The sequence below is a fragment of the Micromonospora sp. AKA38 genome (assembly GCF_027925725.1).
Classification (GTDB): Bacteria; Actinomycetota; Actinomycetes; order Mycobacteriales; family Micromonosporaceae; genus Micromonospora.
The window spans coordinates 207292-222777 of the sequence record NZ_BNEI01000002.1 but is presented as its reverse complement, the minus strand read 5'-3'; the positions used below and the strand labels follow the sequence as shown (position 1 = coordinate 222777).

Below are 15486 nucleotides of genomic sequence, written 5' to 3'. Positions count from 1 at the left end.
CCTGATGGAGAATCTTCCGGTACGGGCGTCGATATCTGATCGTCCTGTTTGGGTAGGGACAGGGGAGGGGTGACCGGAGAGAGTCGCCCGGGACAAGGGAGTCATGGCATGAAGCGGTACCTGATCTCGTTCGAAGACGGCGCGATGGACCACATCCCCGCCGAGGAGATGGCAGACGTGGACAAGGCCTCGCACGCGGTGATGGAGGACGCCGTGAAGGCCGGCGCGTACGTGTTCGGCATCGGGGTCGAACGCCAGCGGGCGAGCGTCGTGGCCGCGGACGGGACGGTCACCGAGGGCCCCGACCCGGAGGCCGCGAGGTTCCTCGGCGGGTTCGTGATCGTCGACGCGGAGACCCGCGAGGAGGGGCTGGCCTGGGCGGCCCGGATCGCCGACGCCTGCCGGTGCCCGCAGGAGGTGCGGGAACTCCACTACGACCCGGAGACGGAGAAGATGCTCCGCCGCCACCAGGACGACTGATCACCCGGGCTCGCCCGGCGCAGCCCGGCCCAGCCGCTCGCGGACCCGGTCGACGTCCGAGTGGCCGAGGCCGTCGAGGATGACCAGGGCCCGGCGCCAGGTGCGGTGCGCGCCGGCCCGGTCACCGGCGGAGTGCCGGCAGTCACCGAGCCGGGTCAGGGTGTCCGCCTCGTCGTACCGGTCACCGATGCGCTGGTAGAGCGTCAGCGCCCGGCCGTAGCACCGGGCCGCCCGACGGTGGTGGCCGAGCCGGTCGTAGATGAGGCCGAGACTGTCCCAGGGCGCCACGCCCGATCCCGGTGACCGGGCCGGTACGCGATCCGCGTACCGGCCCGGTTCCGTGCGGCCTACGCCTTGATCGCGGCGTCCAGTGCCTTGGCCAACTCGTCGTGCCCGGGCAGGTTGGGGTGCGGGCACCCACCGATCAACTTCTTCTGGATCTTGTCGGAGGTGAGGGCCGGCGCCGGCTGGAAACGGACGATCGGGTCGGCGGGCAGGATGCTCGCCCGGATGGCGTTGTTGACGTCCTTCGTCCAGGCCTGGACCTGTGTCTTCCACGCCGGCTGCGTCACGAGGTCCACCTCGACGTCGGGGATGTTCGGCAGCGCGCCCTTGACCGGGTCGGGCAACTTCGTGTTCTGCACGTACGTCTGGGCGAACGAACCCAGCGCCACCTTCGCCGGCGTGATGTCGTAGTAGCCCATCCAGACGACCTTGTCCGCCCCGGCGCGGACCATCCGGGTCGTGATCGCGTTGACGTCCGCGGTGATCTTCGCGTAGTTGGCCGGTCCGTCGAAGGCGGGCACCACGAACCGGAGCCGGTCGATCGTCACCTCCTTCTCGTTGCCGGCGTTGACGTTCTCCTGGAGCACCACCTGGCACGCCCCGCCCTTGATGACGTCGTCCCGGCCGACCTGCTTGCCGGTCGTGTCGTACCAGCGCATCACCGCGTTGAGCGGGAGGTTGTTCCGGATGAAGTACTTGACCATCTCCGTCCGCATCAACTCGGCCATGCCGCACATCGCGATGCCCTGGGCCACCTGGGTCCAGTTGGTGTTGTTGATCCCGCCGGTGGTGACGAAGTACGCCTTGCGCCGATCCTGTTTGGCCTTGGCCACGGCCGCCTCGGCCAGCGCTATCGGCGGCGACGTGCGCGACCAGAGGTTCTCGCAGGCGTCCGGATAGGTCGCCGGCGCGCCGAGGATGTCGCCGGTGCCCATGCCGGTGCGCGCGAAGTTGTAGTACTCCACCACGTCCTGGTTGAGCGCGGTCACGTACCTGCCCGCGTAGCTCGACGTCATGTCGTTGCCGGGCAGGCCGCGCTGGTCCGCCTGGGTGTTCTGGTTGACGGCGCACTTCTTGGGTTCGTGGTGGTGTTTCGCCTGGATGTGCGCCGAGGTGACGGAGTCGCCGGTTGCCACCAGCACCGCGGGCGCGGCCGGATTCCGGTTCGGTGGGCAGAGCCGGTCCTTCTCCGCTTCGGGGAGTCGGCTGTCGGTGGGCGCGGTGCCGCCGGTCGCCGCGCAGCCGCCGGCAGGCGGTGACGGACTCCCCGAGGGCGGCACGGTGGCGCTGGGCGGCACGGTGCTGCTGGGCGGCGCGGTGCTGGGCGGTGCGCTGCTGCTGGGTGGCGCGGTGGCGCTGGGCGGGACCGAGGCGCTGGGCGGCACGGTGGCGCTGGGCGTCACGGTGCTGCTGGATGGCGCGGCGGTGGTCGGCGGCGTGGCGGACGTGGTCGTGCCGGGTGACGACGGCGGGCCGGACGCCGGCACGGTGGGGCTCGGGGTGACCGGGCACGGTCTCGGCGACACCGCCGAGGCGGACGGGTCGACCGATCCGCTCGGACCCGGACCCGCGCTGCCGGTGGAGGTCGGAACGCTGGTCGGGGCGACGGTCGCGGTCGAGGAAGCCGAGGGCGTCGCCGTCAGGGCGACCGCGAGTGGCGTCGTCGAGGGCGCGCCGGTCGGCCCGCACCGGGCCTGCCGGTCCTCCTCGATGCCGGTCCGCACGTCGGGCGGCAACGGCTCGTCCGGTGCGACGCACGGATCGAAGAACCAGTCCACCCCCTCGATGGTGCGGATGCAGGTGCGCTCGTCGACGGCGTCGGCGGGGGTGTGGTCCACGGCCGGCTGGGCCAGGGCGGGCAGCAGCCCGGTGCCCAGGGTGATCACCATGGTGGCGGCCGGCAGCAGGAGCGTGCGGGGTCTGCGCATCGAACCTCCGATCGGTCCCGGGCGCACCGCCCGGGACCCCGCCTCTACCCACTTCCATAGATCGAGATTCCTAGATTTGTTGCCGACTGTCGGGAGGGTGGTCAACCGCCCGGGCAGCGGGTGTCACCACCGCTGTGCTCCATGCAGTGTCCCGGCGGGCCGGGCGTGGTCGGGGCCGGCGCCGGGTTCAGGTCCCGGGCGGCGTGCACGGCGATCGGCAGGGCGGGCACGGCGAGCCCGACGGCGAGCACCAGGAAGACGATCGCGGTACGGACCAGTCGCAGGTGGTACGCCACCAGCGCGACGAGAACGGGCCCGGCGACCGCCACCAGGACGAAGGTCAGCAGGGCAAGCGTCGCCCGGTGGCGCAGGTCCGCGACCTCACCCGGGGCGTCGCCGTAGCTGACCGACCACTGCCGCAGGCCGATGCCCACCCACCAGGTGGCCGTCGCGATCAGCCCGCAGACCCAGAGCACGACAAGCAGCCCGACGATCGGTCCGCCCCGGCGGGCGGTGGCGGTGGTGGCAGACGTCATGCGGTCCAGCGTGGCCGAGGTCGATGTGGCGGGCATGAGTCGGCGTACTCAGGAGGCGCGGACGGCGGCGCCTGCCGGGCCGGTCACCGGCGCTGGGCCAGGAAGCGCAGGTATTCCACCCGGTCGAACGGGTTGCCGTCGGTGCGCGGCCGGCCGGGCGGGTCGCCGACCACCGGCCGGTCCCCGCCGGGCGTCGACGACCACAACCCCTCGCCGCGGGACAGGTCCGGCAGCCGCTGCTGTGCCTCCGGTTCCAGCCGGGTCGGCAGGACGCCGCCGATCCGCCAGCCGGCCGCGATCTCGTCGGCGCTGTCGATCCGGGCGCCGAGCCGGCCCAGGTACGTCGTGACCGGGCCGAGCCGGTCGGCCGGCACCTCCGCCTCGAACCGGCGGCACGGCTCGAAGACCCGGGTGCCGGCCTCGGCGAGCGCCCGCATGAGGACGTGGGGCGCGAGGTCCCGGAAGTGCCCGGCGGTGGTGATCGGCGACCAGTAGCCGCTGTGGGTGAGCGTGACCCGGATGTCGGTGACCGGCCAGCCGTGGCGTCCCTGGTCGAGCGCGGCGCGGGTGGCCTCCTCGATGGCCCGGTGGAACGACAGCGGCAGCGAACCGAGCTCGACCGCCAGCCGGTAGTCCACGCCGGAACCGGGCTCGACCCGGAACCCGACCGTGCCGGAGAAGCCGTGCCCGATGATCTCCACGGCGCTGCCGGTGCCGACCGGTCGCTCGACGTGCATCAGCCGGCCCGGCCCGAAGTCCGCCTCGATCCCGTACGTCTCGGTCAGCGTCGCGGCCAGCACCTCGCGTTGCACCTCGCCGTAGAGCAGCACGCTCGTGCCGCCGTCCGGGGCCACCCGGGTCCGGATGAACGGGTCGGCGTCCGCCAGGTCCAGCAGCGCGGCGTGCAGCGCCAGGGCCCGGTCCGGGTCGCGGGGACGCACCACCGCCTCCAGCGTGGGCGCCGGGAAGTGCGCGCGTCCGTCGAGGCCGGCCGGGCTGCCGAGCTGATCGCCGAGGCGTACCCCGGTCAGGCCGGTGACCCGCGCGATGGCCCCGGCCGTCAGCGCGGCCGGCTGCGGGCGGTCGGTGGTCGCGCCGACCACGTCGAGCCGGACGATCCGGGCGCGCGTCGCGGTGATCCGGCCGTCCGGCTCCCGGCGGTACGCGGTGACCGGCTGCCGCGCGCGGAGCCGCCCGCCGTACGACCGCAGGTACGCCACCCGCTCGCCGGTCGGGTCGCGTTCCAGGGCGAAGACGCGGGCCCGCGGTTCGGGCTCGGCCGGCGGCGACGCCGGGAGCAGGGTCGCGACGGCGTCCAGCAGTTCCGGCACGCCGACCCCGGACAGCGCCGAACCGAACAGCAGCGGGTGGACCTGCCCGGCCGCGGTCTGCGCGCGGAGCGCCAGGTCGATCCGGCGCGGGTCGGGCGGCAGGTCGTCGACCAGGGCGGCCAGCAACTCGTCGTCGTGTTCGGCGAGGACCTCGGCGAGCCGCTGGGCGGCGCCGTGGTCGTACCGTGGCTGGTCGATCCGGAACGTGGCCCCGGGAGTGCCGGGCGCGCGGACCGTGCCCAGCGGGGCGACGGCCGGGGTGAGCAGTCGGCGCACGTCCGCGACCAGTTCGTCGACGCGTGCCCCCACCCGGTCGATCTTGTTCACGAAGATCAGGGTGGGCAGCCGCAGCGACCGGAGGATCCGCATGAGCCGCCGGCTGTGCGGCTGGACGCCCTCGACCGCGGACAGCACCAGGACGGCCGCGTCGAGCACCCCGAGCGCGCGTTCGACCTCGGCCACGAAGTCGCTGTGCCCGGGCGTGTCGAGCAGGTTGACCTGGCGGTCGCGGACGTCGAACGCGGCGACGGCGCTGCGGATGGTGATGCCCCGCCGACGCTCGATCTCGCCGCTGTCGGTGCGGGTGGTGCCCGCGTCGACGCTGCCGAGCCGGTCGATGGCGCCGGTGGCGTGCAGCAGGCGTTCGGTCAGGCTGGTCTTACCGGCGTCGACGTGGGCGACGATGCCGAGGTTGACGGTCTGCACGGGTCGACGGGTCCTCGAAAGCTCGCGTCCGGATGGGCGGGAAGGTTTCGAGTCCTCGCATCGTCGTGCTCCCGTCGTCGGTTCGGCCCGTCTCCGCGTCAGGCTGGCAGAGCCGGCGCGGCCGGTCCACCGAATTGCGCGGTCACCTCCCGGGACGCTCGTCCGGGCCGGCCGGCCGCTCGGTCTCCTGCACCAGGTAGTGCGGCCGGCGCTTGGTCTCGTAGTAGATCCGGCCGATGTACTCCCCGATCACCCCGAGGAGCATCATCTGGATGCCGCCGAGGCCGATCACGCTGACGATGATGGTGGTGTAACCGGGGACGTCGATGCCCTTCTCGACGGCGTCCGCGACCACCCAGGCCATGTACGCGACCGCGATCAGGGTGAGGAACAGGCCGCCGTAGATCGCGAGCCGCAGCGGCCGGTTGTTGAACGACAGCAGGCCGTCGAACGCGTAGTTGAAGAGCTTGCCGAAGGTCCACCGGCTCCGCCCCGCCTGCCGGATCTCGTTGCGGTGGGCCACCACCGCGGTCCGGAAGCCGATCCAGGAGAACAGACCCTTGGAGAACCGGTTGTACTCCGGCATGGCCAGGATCGCGTTCACCGCGAGCCGGGACAGCAGCCGGAAGTCGCCGGCTCCGTCCAGCAGGCGTACGTCGATCCACCAGTTGATGGCCCGGTAGAACGACCGGGACGCGAGCGTCCGGACGAAGCGGTCACCACGCCGGTCCCGGCGGGCGATCACCTGGTCGAAGCCCTGCCGGTAGAGCGTCAGCATCTCGGGCAGCAGCCGCGGCGGGTGTTGCAGGTCGGCGTCCATGATCACGACCGCGTCGCCGGTGGTCCGCCGCAGCCCGGCGAGCATCGCCGCCTCCTTGCCGAAGTTGCGGCTCAGCGACGTGTAGCGGACGTCCGCGTCGGCGGCGGCGAGCCGGCGCAGCGCCGTGAGGGTGCCGTCGGTGCTGCCGTCGTCGACGTAGACCACCTCGACGTCCACGTCGGGCAGTTCGGCGAGCGCGGCGCGCACGGTCCCGTGCAGCCGCTCGACCGACGCCTCCTCGTTGAAGCAGGGCACCACCACGGACAGCCGCACCCGCGTCACCTCGGCCCGCCCCGGTCAGAGGTGAAAGACGAGCGTGCCATCGAGATCCTCCCGGGTGATGCCGAGCCCGTCGACGGGCCGGGCCTCGATGCCCTCCCAGGGTGTGCCGGCGGCGCGGCTCGGGACGGCCACCACCGACCGCACGCCGATCCCGCGCAGGTACGCCACGCTGCCCGGGTCGGGGAAGGACGCGATCGCCGCCTTGGTCTGCGCCTGGCTGACCGGCTCGAAGCCGGCCAGCCCGTTCGTCACCCGGGGAAAGCCGTCGGTCGTCCACAGCATGTACGTCAGGTCGCCCACGCCACCGGCCGGCAGCACCAGGATCGGATCCCGGGCCGCCCGCATCGCCGCCGGTGGTCGGGGCACCTCCGGGTGGGGCGTGGTGTTGACGCCCTCCACCACGACCAGGGCGAGCGGCGCGAGCAGGACCAGCGGCATGAGGAACCGTGACCAGCGGCGGCCGGTGGACCGTCCCGGCGACTCGGCCAACGCGGTCACCAGCCCGGCGGCCAGCAGCGCCAGCAGCAGGCTGGTCCAGTGCATCATCCGGCCGGGCGTGCGCAACGCGTCCCAGCCCGGCAGGTGCGTGGACAACGTCAGGTAGCCGGGATCGCCGTCCCCGCCCAGCGTGGCGCCCAACCCCAGCAGCACCGTGCCGAGCACCCCCACCCCCAGCGCCACCCGGCGCCGCAGCGGGTACGCCGAGACGACCAGCCCCGCCGCGGCCAGCCCGATCAGCGTCATGCCCGGCAGCAGCGCCATCTCCGGCGGCCAGGAGAGCTGCTCGCGGGCGGCGGCGTGCCGCTCGCCCCACAGCCACGAGTCCCCGGGTGCGGTGAGGAACCCCATCAGCGGTGGGGAGAACATCTTCGTCCAGTCCAGCGTGCGTTGGGCCTGCGGGTTGAGGTCGACGACGCGCAGGAAGACCAGACCGAGCAGGAGCGTCACCGCGCCGAACACGGCGCCGCCGGCCAGGTCCGCCAGCAGCAGCCGGCGGCCGAACGGCGGGCGTTCCCGTCGACGCCACCAGGACCAGCCGTAGCAGCCGGCCGCCACCAGCACGGCGGCCAGCAGGAAGTACACGAGCGGCAGCCCGATGCCGAAGCCGAGGCTGACCTGCCAGGCGGCGACGAGCCACCCGGCGAACGCCCAGCCGGGCCGCCGCCGCTCCGGCCGGTAGCCGTGACGCAGCGACCACCCGTGGCCCCGGGCCAGCATCGCCAGGCACAGCGCGATGCCGCCGCTGGACAGGATGTTCAGGTGCCCGGAGTGCGCCAGCCGCCACGGCGCGAACGCCCAGGCGACCCCGGCGACCGCCCCGCCCCACCGGTTCGCGCCGAGCTGCCGGGCCAGCGCGTACGCCCCGAAGCAGGCCAGCGCGTGCAGCAGCACGTAGAGCACGTTGTACCGGATCACGGCCGCCTCGAAGCCGGTGCCGAGCATCCCGACCGGGGCGTAGCCGAGCAGCGTGTCGCTGTAGGCGTACGTGTACCGCTCGGGATAGAACGTGTTCGAGTGCCAGAGGTCGAGCGGGTTGGTCAGCAGCGCGTGCCCCGCCCAGGCCACCTGCCACGCCTGCAACGTGGGATCGCCGAGGTCGCCGGGGATGGTGCTCGCCGGGTGCCGCAGCGTCGGCCAGGTGAGCGCCACCGACACCAGCAGGCTGGCCAGCGCCGCGAGGACCCATTCGGTGCGGGTGCGGCGCCACCACGGCCGGCCCGGGGCCGGGTCGGCGGTGGGCTGTTCGGGGGGTGCGCTCTCGGTGCGGTCCCGAGCGTCGGTGGATGGGGCTTCCATGGGATAGATGCTCTGCGATGCGCTGGCCGTTGTCGATCAGCTGTCCGGAGGGTGGACCGCCGACGCTTGATTGAATAGGGATCTGTCAATAGATTGGGGGTGGGCGTCGCCGAGGTCCTCCGACCGGGCCGTCGGCGGCTGACAGCTCCACCCCGAGCCGGGCACGTCGGCGGTACGCGCCGACCGGTCGCCGTGGCGCACCGCCGCGCCACATCCAGGGCACGTTGCCGCGCCGCGTCCGTCCGGGCCGCGCGCCGCCGCGTCGCCTCCGCCCCGCTCGATGGCAGAAGGACCCTCCATGACGATTCTCCGCGCCCGCCCCGCCCCGATCCTGGCGGCCGTCGCCGCGCTGGCCGCCACCCTGGCCGCGACCGGCACTGCCCTGCTCGCCGGCCCGGCCGCCGCCGCCCAGGGCTGCCGGGTCGACTACACGCCCAACCAGTGGTCCGGCGGGTTCACCGCCAACGTCAAGGTCTCCCCCGGGGACACCGCCGTCTCCGGCTGGACGGTCACCTGGACGTACCCCGGCGACCAGCGCGTCACGAACGGCTGGAACGCCACGGTCACCCAGTCCGGATCGACGGTGACCGCCCGCAACGTGTCGTACAACGGCAGCATCCCGGCCGGCGGCGCCACCGAGTTCGGCGTGCAGGGCACGTTCTCCGCCGGCGGCGGCGCGCCGACCGGGTTCACCCTGAACGGTGTGCCGTGCAACGGCGCCGGGCCGACCGGCGCGCCCACCACGATGGTGCCGACCACCGCGCCACCCACCTCGACACCACCCACCACCGCACCACCCACCACCGCACCACCCACCACCGCACCGCCGACGTCGACCCCGCCGACCACCGCGCCGCCGCCGGCCGGCTGCGCCGGGGCGGCGCTCTGTGACGGCTTCGAGAACCAGACCGGCTCGACGCCGTCCGGCGACTGGACCGTGGTGAACCCGGACTGCTCAGGCGCCGGCACGGCCACCGTCGACACCACCACCACGCACAGCGGCAGCCGGGCGGTCCGGATCAACGGCGCCGCCGGTTACTGCAACCACGTGTTCATCCGGTCCACGAAGAACCTCGGCAGCCTGGGCAGCGTCCGGTACGGCCGGATCTGGGTGCGGCACACCACCGCCCAGCCCACCGACCACACCACGATGATGGCCATGACCGACGCCGCCGACGGCAACAAGGACCTGCGGATGGGCGGCCAGAACGGCGCGATGCAGTGGAACCGCGCCTCGGACGACGCCACGCTGCCCGAGCAGAGCCCGGCCGGGGTGGCGCAGAGCCTGCCGCTGCCCACCAACCGGTGGGCCTGCCTGGAGTTCATGGTGGACGGCTCCGCCGGCCAGCTCCGGACCTGGCTGGACGGCGTCGCCGTGCCCGGACTGACCGCGGACGGCGTGCCGACGCACGACATCGACGGCCAGTGGTACAACCGCACCTGGCGGCCCCAGCTCACCGACCTGAAGCTGGGCTGGGAGAGCTACGGCGGCGGGTCCGACACGCTCTGGTACGACGACGTCGCGGTCGGGTCCAGCCGGATCGGCTGCTGACCCGTCGGGGATCGCTGAAGGTGTCCGGGGTGTGGTCCGACCGCGCGACCACACCCCGGACCACCCGTCACCGGCGTCAACAACCCTGCCGGCCCGGACAGCTAGCGGGCGGGCGCGTCCCGGCCGACGCCGACGCGGCTGCCGCCGAACCACCGGGCCAGCGCCACGTCGAGCGTCCGCTGGTCGTCGCCGACCCACGCCACGTGCCCGTCCGGCCGGAGCAGGAGCGCCGGCACGTCCACGTCGGCGTCGGGGTCGGTGAGGTGGCCGACCCGGTCGGCCCAGCCGGCCACGGACAGCCGCCCGGTCCGGTCGAGCAGCAGCCCCTGGCCGGTGCGCATCACCTCGAACAGGCGCCCGGACCGGAGCCGGACGTCGCGCAGCCGCCGCCCGAGCAGCTCGTGGCCCGGGCCGAGGTCGTACCGGACGCTGATCGCGGTGATCTTCTCGATCAGGAGCCGGTTGACGGCGTCCACGTCCATCACCTGCGCCAGCAACCGCCGGACCGCCTGCGGACCGGGCTCGGTGTTGGTCAGGTGCATCTGCGCGCGGGTGTTGTCCAGCACGTCGGCGGCCACCGGATGCCGTTCGGCGTGGTAGGTGTCCAGCAGGTCGTCGGGCGCCCGGCCGGTGACCGCGGCGGCCAGCTTCCAGCCCAGGTTGAACGCGTCCTGGAGGCCGAGGTTGAGCCCCTGCCCGCCCATCGGCGGGTGGACGTGCGCGGCGTCCCCGGCCAGGAACACCCGCCCGACGCGGTAGCGGTCGGCCTGGCGGGTGGCGTCACCGAAGCGCGACAGCCACCGGGGGGAGTGCACGCCGAAGTCGGTGCCGGCGTAGCGGTGGAGCTGGCTGCGGAACTCCTCGATCGTCGGCGGCGTCGCCCGGTCCTCGGCCACGCCCGCCGCCGGCACCACCACCCGGAACACGCCCGGCCGGCCGGACGGGCCCAGCCCGAACCGCTTCTCCGTCCGGCGTACCTCGGTCATCACCTCGACGATGTGCTCCGGGGACGCGGTCACCTCCATCTCGCCCAGCAACGTGTCGACCGTCGACGGCTCACCGGGGAAGCCGACCCCGAGCAGCTTCCGGACCGTGCTGCGCCCACCGTCGCAGCCGACGACGAACCGCGCCCGCAACGGCGTCACGGTCGCGCCGTCGAGGCCGACGGTCACCCCGTCGTCGTCCTGGTCCAGCGCGACCACGGCGTCGCCGCGCCGGATCTCGGCGCCGACCTCGGCCGCGTGCTCGGCGAGCAGCCGGTCGGTGAGCGTCTGCGGAATGCCGAGCACATATCCGTGCGCGGTGTCCAACCCGGCGGGTGCCGGTTTCTCGATTCCGGCGAAGAATCCCCGGATCTCACCGGGACGGATCGGATACGTCCTGCCGTGGTCGAGGAAACGCTCCAGCAGTCCCCGTTGGTCCAGGATCTCGATGCTGCGGACGTGCAGCCCGAGCGACCGCACGTACGGCGGTGGCTCGGTCTCCTTCTCCAGCACGAGCACGTCGACGCCGTACAGGCGCAGTTCACTCGCCAGCATCATGCCGGTCGGGCCGCCGCCGACGACGATCACATCGAACATGTCATTCCCCCATGGTGGCCGATTTCTGCGTTCGGCCGACGATTGTGCGTCACGATCGGGGCCTTGCCGCAAGCCCGGGGGTGCGGTATACGTTAATAGTGGCGAGGAGTTCTGCTCCTTGCCTTTGTTGTTTTCTTCCCGGTGGACGGTTCAGTCGTCGACGACCGTCGCGAAGGACTCGCCGCGGCGGAGCTGATCGACGAGGTCGAGCACAGCCGTCCGCCCGCCGTGTGCCACCACCCACCGGTGGACCCGGCAAGCGGCCCTGGCGTACACCTGCTCGTCCGCGCCGGCGGCGCGCAACCAGTCGGTCAGCGTCTCCGGTAGCGGCCCCGGCGCGGTGTCGCGGCAGCGGTCCGGCGCGGTCGGCGGCGCGAGGTACCGCCGGTCGTCGGAGACCAGCACGGCGAGCCCCTCGTCGAACCACTGGGGAACCTCGTCGCGGCGGGAACCGAGGCGCGCGTGGAACTCCACGTGCGACAACTCGTGCGCGGCGATCTCCGGGGAGATGCCGCGGGGCGAGAGCATCAGCGCCCGGTTGCGGATCGCGATCCCGCGCTCGCCGCCGCCACCGATCCGCCGGTAACAGTCGGACGTGAGGCAGGCGAGCACCGCCGGGTCGCTCTTCCGCCCCTGGTAGAAGTCGTCGACCCGCCGGCTCGCGTCGCGGTACACCTCGACCAGCCGCCGCCGGTCGGCGTCCGACAGGTCGGGTTCGGCGTAGAGACCGTCGCGCACCGGCACCAACCCGTAGCAGCGGGGGCAGGTGGTGGCGGCTACCGACGGGTACGCCAGCGCCAGCGCGGCCGTCGCGGTCACCGTCAGGACGACCACGGCGGCCACCACCCAGCGCCAGCGCCGCCACCGGCCCGGTCGAGCGGGCATGCGCACTCCTCGCCCGGCCGGCTCAGCCGACCTGACTGTTGTCCTTGAGCGCGCCCCACCCGTGCCAACGGTCGATCTCGATCGACGCGCTGACCCGGCCGCGCTCCCGCCGCGGGTACGGCTGCCCGGTGTAGTGCCGGGCGAGCCGGTCGATGTCCGTCAGGTCCGTGTCGTCGCGCAGCTCCACCACGTGGCCGACGATGCTGAGGTGGGTGTACCAGCCCTGCTCGTCCAGCACGGTGAGGGTGACCCGGGGATCGTTGCGCAGGTGGCCCAGCCGGCGCCGCCCCTCGTCCATGTTCACCAGGATCCGGCCGTCCTCCCACAGGTACCAGGTGGCCGCGGAGACCGGCTGGCCGTCGGGGCGCAGCGTGGCGATCACGGCGGGGTTCGGCTTGCGGAGCATGGCGACGGCGGGCTCGGGCAGCGGTGGCTTCGACATGGCTCTCCTCTTCGCGGCAGCGCTGTCCCCGCACTGTACGTACCGGCCGTGTCCCGTGCAGGGAAACGGGTCCGGAGCCGTCCGGCTCCGGACCCGGTTCGGTGCCGTCAGGAAGCGGTGCAGCCGACGTTGCCGGGCGCGGTGCCGCCGTCACCGGTGGCGGTGAACCCGAAGGTGGTCGACGCGTTCGGGGCCAACGTGCCGTTGTAGGGGGCGTTCCGGACCTGGACGGTGCCGGTGGTGCCGGTGTTGACGCCGCCCCAGAGGCTGCTGATGGCCTGGCCGTTGGCCAGGGTCAGGCGGGCCGTCCAGCCGTTGATCGTGGCGGTGGTGTTGTTGGCCACGGTGACCTCACCCTGGAAGCCGCCCGGCCAGGTGTTGATCGTGCGGTAGCTGGCCGCGCAGCCGGTCGGCGGGGGAGTCGTCGGCGGCGTGGTCGTGGGCGGGGTCGAGGTGGGCGGCGTGCTCGTGGGCGGCGTGCTGGTCGGCGGCGTGGTGGTGGGCGGCGTGGTCGACGCGAACTGGCTGAAGAACCGCCAGATCTCCCCGGAGGTCCAGGTCCGCGAGTCGTTCGGGCTGCCCGACCCGTCCACCGGGCTCGGCGTGTGGTCCCCGTCGAAGGCGGCCCACTGCACCGGGTAACCCGCCCGGCAGCCGGAGTAGACGGTGGTGATGTGGGTGAAGCTGTTCAGGGCCGGCTCACGGGGGGTCTGCGCGGTGCAGCCGTTGTTACGGACGAACGTGTCCCGCAGCGACCGGCCCATGGAGATGTTCAGCACGCTGTCGTGGGTGCCGTGGATGCCGAAGTAGGGGACCGGCTGGGTGCCGCCGTTGCAGCCGCTCAGGTTGGCGCCGGACAGCACCGCCACCGCGCGGATGACGGTGGGCCGGGCGCAGGCCACCGCGTAGCTCATGGCGCCGCCGTAGCTCCAGCCGAGCGCGAACCGCTGGGTGGTGTCGACGCAGAGGTCGTTCTCGACCTGCCGGGAGATGTCGTCGAAGAGGGTGAGGTCCCGGCCGTTGGTGTTGGCCCAGCCGTTGTCGATGCCCTGCGGCGCGACGAAGATCGTGCTGTTGTTCGACAGCGGCAGGAGTCCGTAGTAGCCGGCCGAGGCGACGTTGTTCGCGGAGCCGTTCAGCCAGTGGAAGCCGAAGACGAGCCGGTAGGGGTGGTTCCGGTCGTACCCGTCCGGGATCCGCAGGATGTAGCTGCGGTTCTGTCCGCCGCTGGAGATGGTGCGCGTCCCGTTGGTGAGCGTGGGGGCCTTGCCGCAGCCGGCGGTCGCCGCGAGCGTGCCGTTCGTCGCGGCCTGCGCCGCGGGGCCGAGGCCGCCGCTCAGCACGCCGCCCGCGGCCGCCGCGAACAGCAGGGCCGCGGCGGCGAGGGATGAGAGAAGCGGGGTACGTTTCACGATTGCTTGCCTCCGTGCCGTCGATGTCTGGTGGCGGTGGTGTGCGCGTGGGCGCCCGGCGACCGCTGACGTGCCGCCGGAAGCGGAAGCCGTGCCGGGTCGCCTGCGAGGTGGCGGGGGAGAGCGGTGCGGCCGGGCCGGAACGGAATCCGGCAGCGACCTCCGGTCGGCTGGCGTCGGCGGAACGGCCCGGACCGGTCACCGGCCGGTCGGGCGGCGGAAGAAGGCCGGTGCAGCGCCGTGCCGGTCGACCGGATCGTGGAAGCGTGCCCTGCGCTCCCGTGCCGAAAGATAGCAGGTTATCGATAACATCTTCAACCGGAAGTGTTCCGGTAAAAGTGCCGCCTCGGCCCGAAACTCTCGCCCGATCCCCCCGGAAACGCCTGCCCCGGAGGTGTGGTCTCCACTGTGAGCGATCACAACTCGGGCCCGGCCACTAGGGTGCGAGGCGTGCACATCCGTTTCGACATACCCGCCGATCCCACCTACCCGGGCCGGGTGGCCGCCGCGCTCAGCGGCGTCCGGCTGCGCCCGTTCGGCCGCCTCGGCGCGGCGCTGGCCACGGTCGGGGCGGTCGGTCTGGCCGCCGCGTGGGCGTTCGGGTGGGCCGATCGGGCCGCGCCGCTGTGGACGTCGCTGCTCGTGGCCGGCGTGCTGTCGATGCTGTACGCGCCGTGGGTCCAGTGGCGGGCCCGCCGCCGCTCCGGTGACTACGCCGTCGAGGGCGGCTACGAGATCACCGACGACAACATCATGATGCGCAGCGGCTCGGAGTCCGCCGGCATCGCGTGGGACGGGGTGAGCCGGGTGACGGACACCCCGGAGTTCTGGATCGTGTACGTCGGCCGGATGCCGGCCACCGTGATCCCGCGCCGGTTGATGCCCGCCGGGGACGCCGAGACGCTGCGCGCGTTCCTGACCGGACGCGGCCTGCTCCGGTCCCGGTGAACCTGTCACCGGCCGTCCCTAGACTGCGGGCCGTGACATACCAGGAATTCGAGGCGGCCGTCCGCCGGTTGGTCGCCGGTGCCCGCGACGAGGCCGTGCGCGCCTTCGGCGCCGAGACGGTGGCCCGGGTCGTCCGGGACGACGAACTGACCGGAATCGCCGCCGCGGGTGAGCTCGACGACGACGCGGTGGCGGCGTTCACCGTCGCGCGGGCGAACGCCGCGACGGCCGGCGCGGCCGAACTGCGCGCGCTGCTCAGCCGCATCGACGACGGCGTCCTCAGCGACGGGGACATGGATCCGGAGCTGCTCATCGCCGTCTCGGCGCTCGAACACTGGACGACCTATCTGGAGACCGGCCGCCGCGACGAGATCCACGAGCTTGCCGTCCGCGCCGTCGAACAGGTCGACCACCGGGTCCCGGCCGATCTCGACGACTTCCTGGCCAGCCCCGAGATGGCCGCCGAGTACGCGCGGATCGAGCGCCTGCTCACCGCGTGACGG

Annotated in this window: 14 protein-coding genes; 4 read left to right on the top strand and 10 right to left on the bottom strand. The window is 73.1% G+C overall.

Annotation, left to right across the window (positions count from 1 at the left end; translation table 11 throughout):
* The first annotated feature begins 108 nt into the window (after positions 1-108).
* Positions 109-480: a YciI family protein gene (locus TPA0908_RS04530; RefSeq protein WP_281934940.1), complete on the top strand. Its 372-nt coding sequence runs from the start codon at positions 109-111 to the stop codon at positions 478-480.
* Here the strand turns inward: TPA0908_RS04530 and TPA0908_RS04525 are convergent, their stop codons facing one another.
* From TPA0908_RS04525 to TPA0908_RS04500, 6 genes are all read right to left on the bottom strand, one after another.
* Complete coding sequence (locus tag TPA0908_RS04525) at positions 481-768, bottom strand: tetratricopeptide repeat protein (protein ID WP_281934939.1); 288 nt, start codon at positions 766-768, stop codon at positions 481-483.
* Between the two features lie 59 nt (positions 769-827).
* Positions 828-2693 carry a hypothetical protein gene (locus tag TPA0908_RS04520; RefSeq protein WP_281934938.1) on the bottom strand — a complete coding sequence of 622 codons (1866 nt, stop codon included), beginning with the start codon at positions 2691-2693 and terminating at the stop codon, positions 828-830.
* Between the two features lie 101 nt (positions 2694-2794).
* Entirely contained in the window at positions 2795-3229 is a 435-nt protein-coding gene (locus tag TPA0908_RS04515) for a DUF6234 family protein (protein ID WP_281934936.1), read from the bottom strand.
* 83 nt (positions 3230-3312) lie between these two features.
* A complete protein-coding gene (locus TPA0908_RS04510) occupies positions 3313-5265 on the bottom strand; it encodes a GTP-binding protein (RefSeq protein WP_281934934.1) in 1953 nt (650 codons plus the stop codon).
* A 142-nt stretch (positions 5266-5407) separates the two neighbouring features.
* Positions 5408-6367 carry a glycosyltransferase family 2 protein gene (locus TPA0908_RS04505; RefSeq protein WP_308447810.1) on the bottom strand — a complete coding sequence of 320 codons (960 nt, stop codon included), beginning with the start codon at positions 6365-6367 and terminating at the stop codon, positions 5408-5410.
* Between the two features lie 15 nt (positions 6368-6382).
* Complete coding sequence (locus TPA0908_RS04500) at positions 6383-8164, bottom strand: MFS transporter (protein WP_281934932.1); 1782 nt, start codon at positions 8162-8164, stop codon at positions 6383-6385.
* A gap of 298 nt (positions 8165-8462) precedes the next feature.
* On the opposite strand from TPA0908_RS04500, the gene TPA0908_RS04495 reads away from it, so the two are divergent.
* A complete protein-coding gene (locus TPA0908_RS04495; RefSeq protein ID WP_281934931.1) occupies positions 8463-9716 on the top strand; it encodes a cellulose-binding domain-containing protein in 1254 nt (417 codons plus the stop codon).
* Between the two features lie 101 nt (positions 9717-9817).
* Here TPA0908_RS04495 and rox read toward each other — a convergent pair whose 3' ends face one another.
* The 4 genes from rox to TPA0908_RS04475 form a co-directional block, all read right to left on the bottom strand.
* On the bottom strand, positions 9818-11296 hold the full coding sequence (gene rox / locus TPA0908_RS04490) for a rifampin monooxygenase (RefSeq protein WP_281934929.1): 1479 nt from the start codon (positions 11294-11296) through the stop codon (positions 9818-9820).
* Between the two features lie 150 nt (positions 11297-11446).
* Positions 11447-12181 carry a hypothetical protein gene (locus TPA0908_RS04485; protein ID WP_281934927.1) on the bottom strand — a complete coding sequence of 245 codons (735 nt, stop codon included), beginning with the start codon at positions 12179-12181 and terminating at the stop codon, positions 11447-11449.
* A gap of 22 nt (positions 12182-12203) precedes the next feature.
* Positions 12204-12623: a PPOX class F420-dependent oxidoreductase gene (locus TPA0908_RS04480; RefSeq protein ID WP_281934925.1), complete on the bottom strand. Its 420-nt coding sequence runs from the start codon at positions 12621-12623 to the stop codon at positions 12204-12206.
* A gap of 107 nt (positions 12624-12730) precedes the next feature.
* Entirely contained in the window at positions 12731-14038 is a 1308-nt protein-coding gene (locus tag TPA0908_RS04475) for a CE1 family esterase (RefSeq protein WP_281936239.1), read from the bottom strand.
* A 447-nt stretch (positions 14039-14485) separates the two neighbouring features.
* Between TPA0908_RS04475 and TPA0908_RS04470 the strand changes: the two genes are divergently transcribed.
* Together TPA0908_RS04470 and TPA0908_RS04465 are read left to right on the top strand one after the other, a co-directional pair.
* On the top strand, positions 14486-14983 hold the full coding sequence (locus TPA0908_RS04470) for a YcxB family protein (RefSeq protein ID WP_281934923.1): 498 nt from the start codon (positions 14486-14488) through the stop codon (positions 14981-14983).
* 32 nt (positions 14984-15015) lie between these two features.
* Positions 15016-15483: a hypothetical protein gene (locus TPA0908_RS04465; RefSeq protein WP_281934921.1), complete on the top strand. Its 468-nt coding sequence runs from the start codon at positions 15016-15018 to the stop codon at positions 15481-15483.
* The last annotated feature ends 3 nt before the right edge of the window (positions 15484-15486 follow it).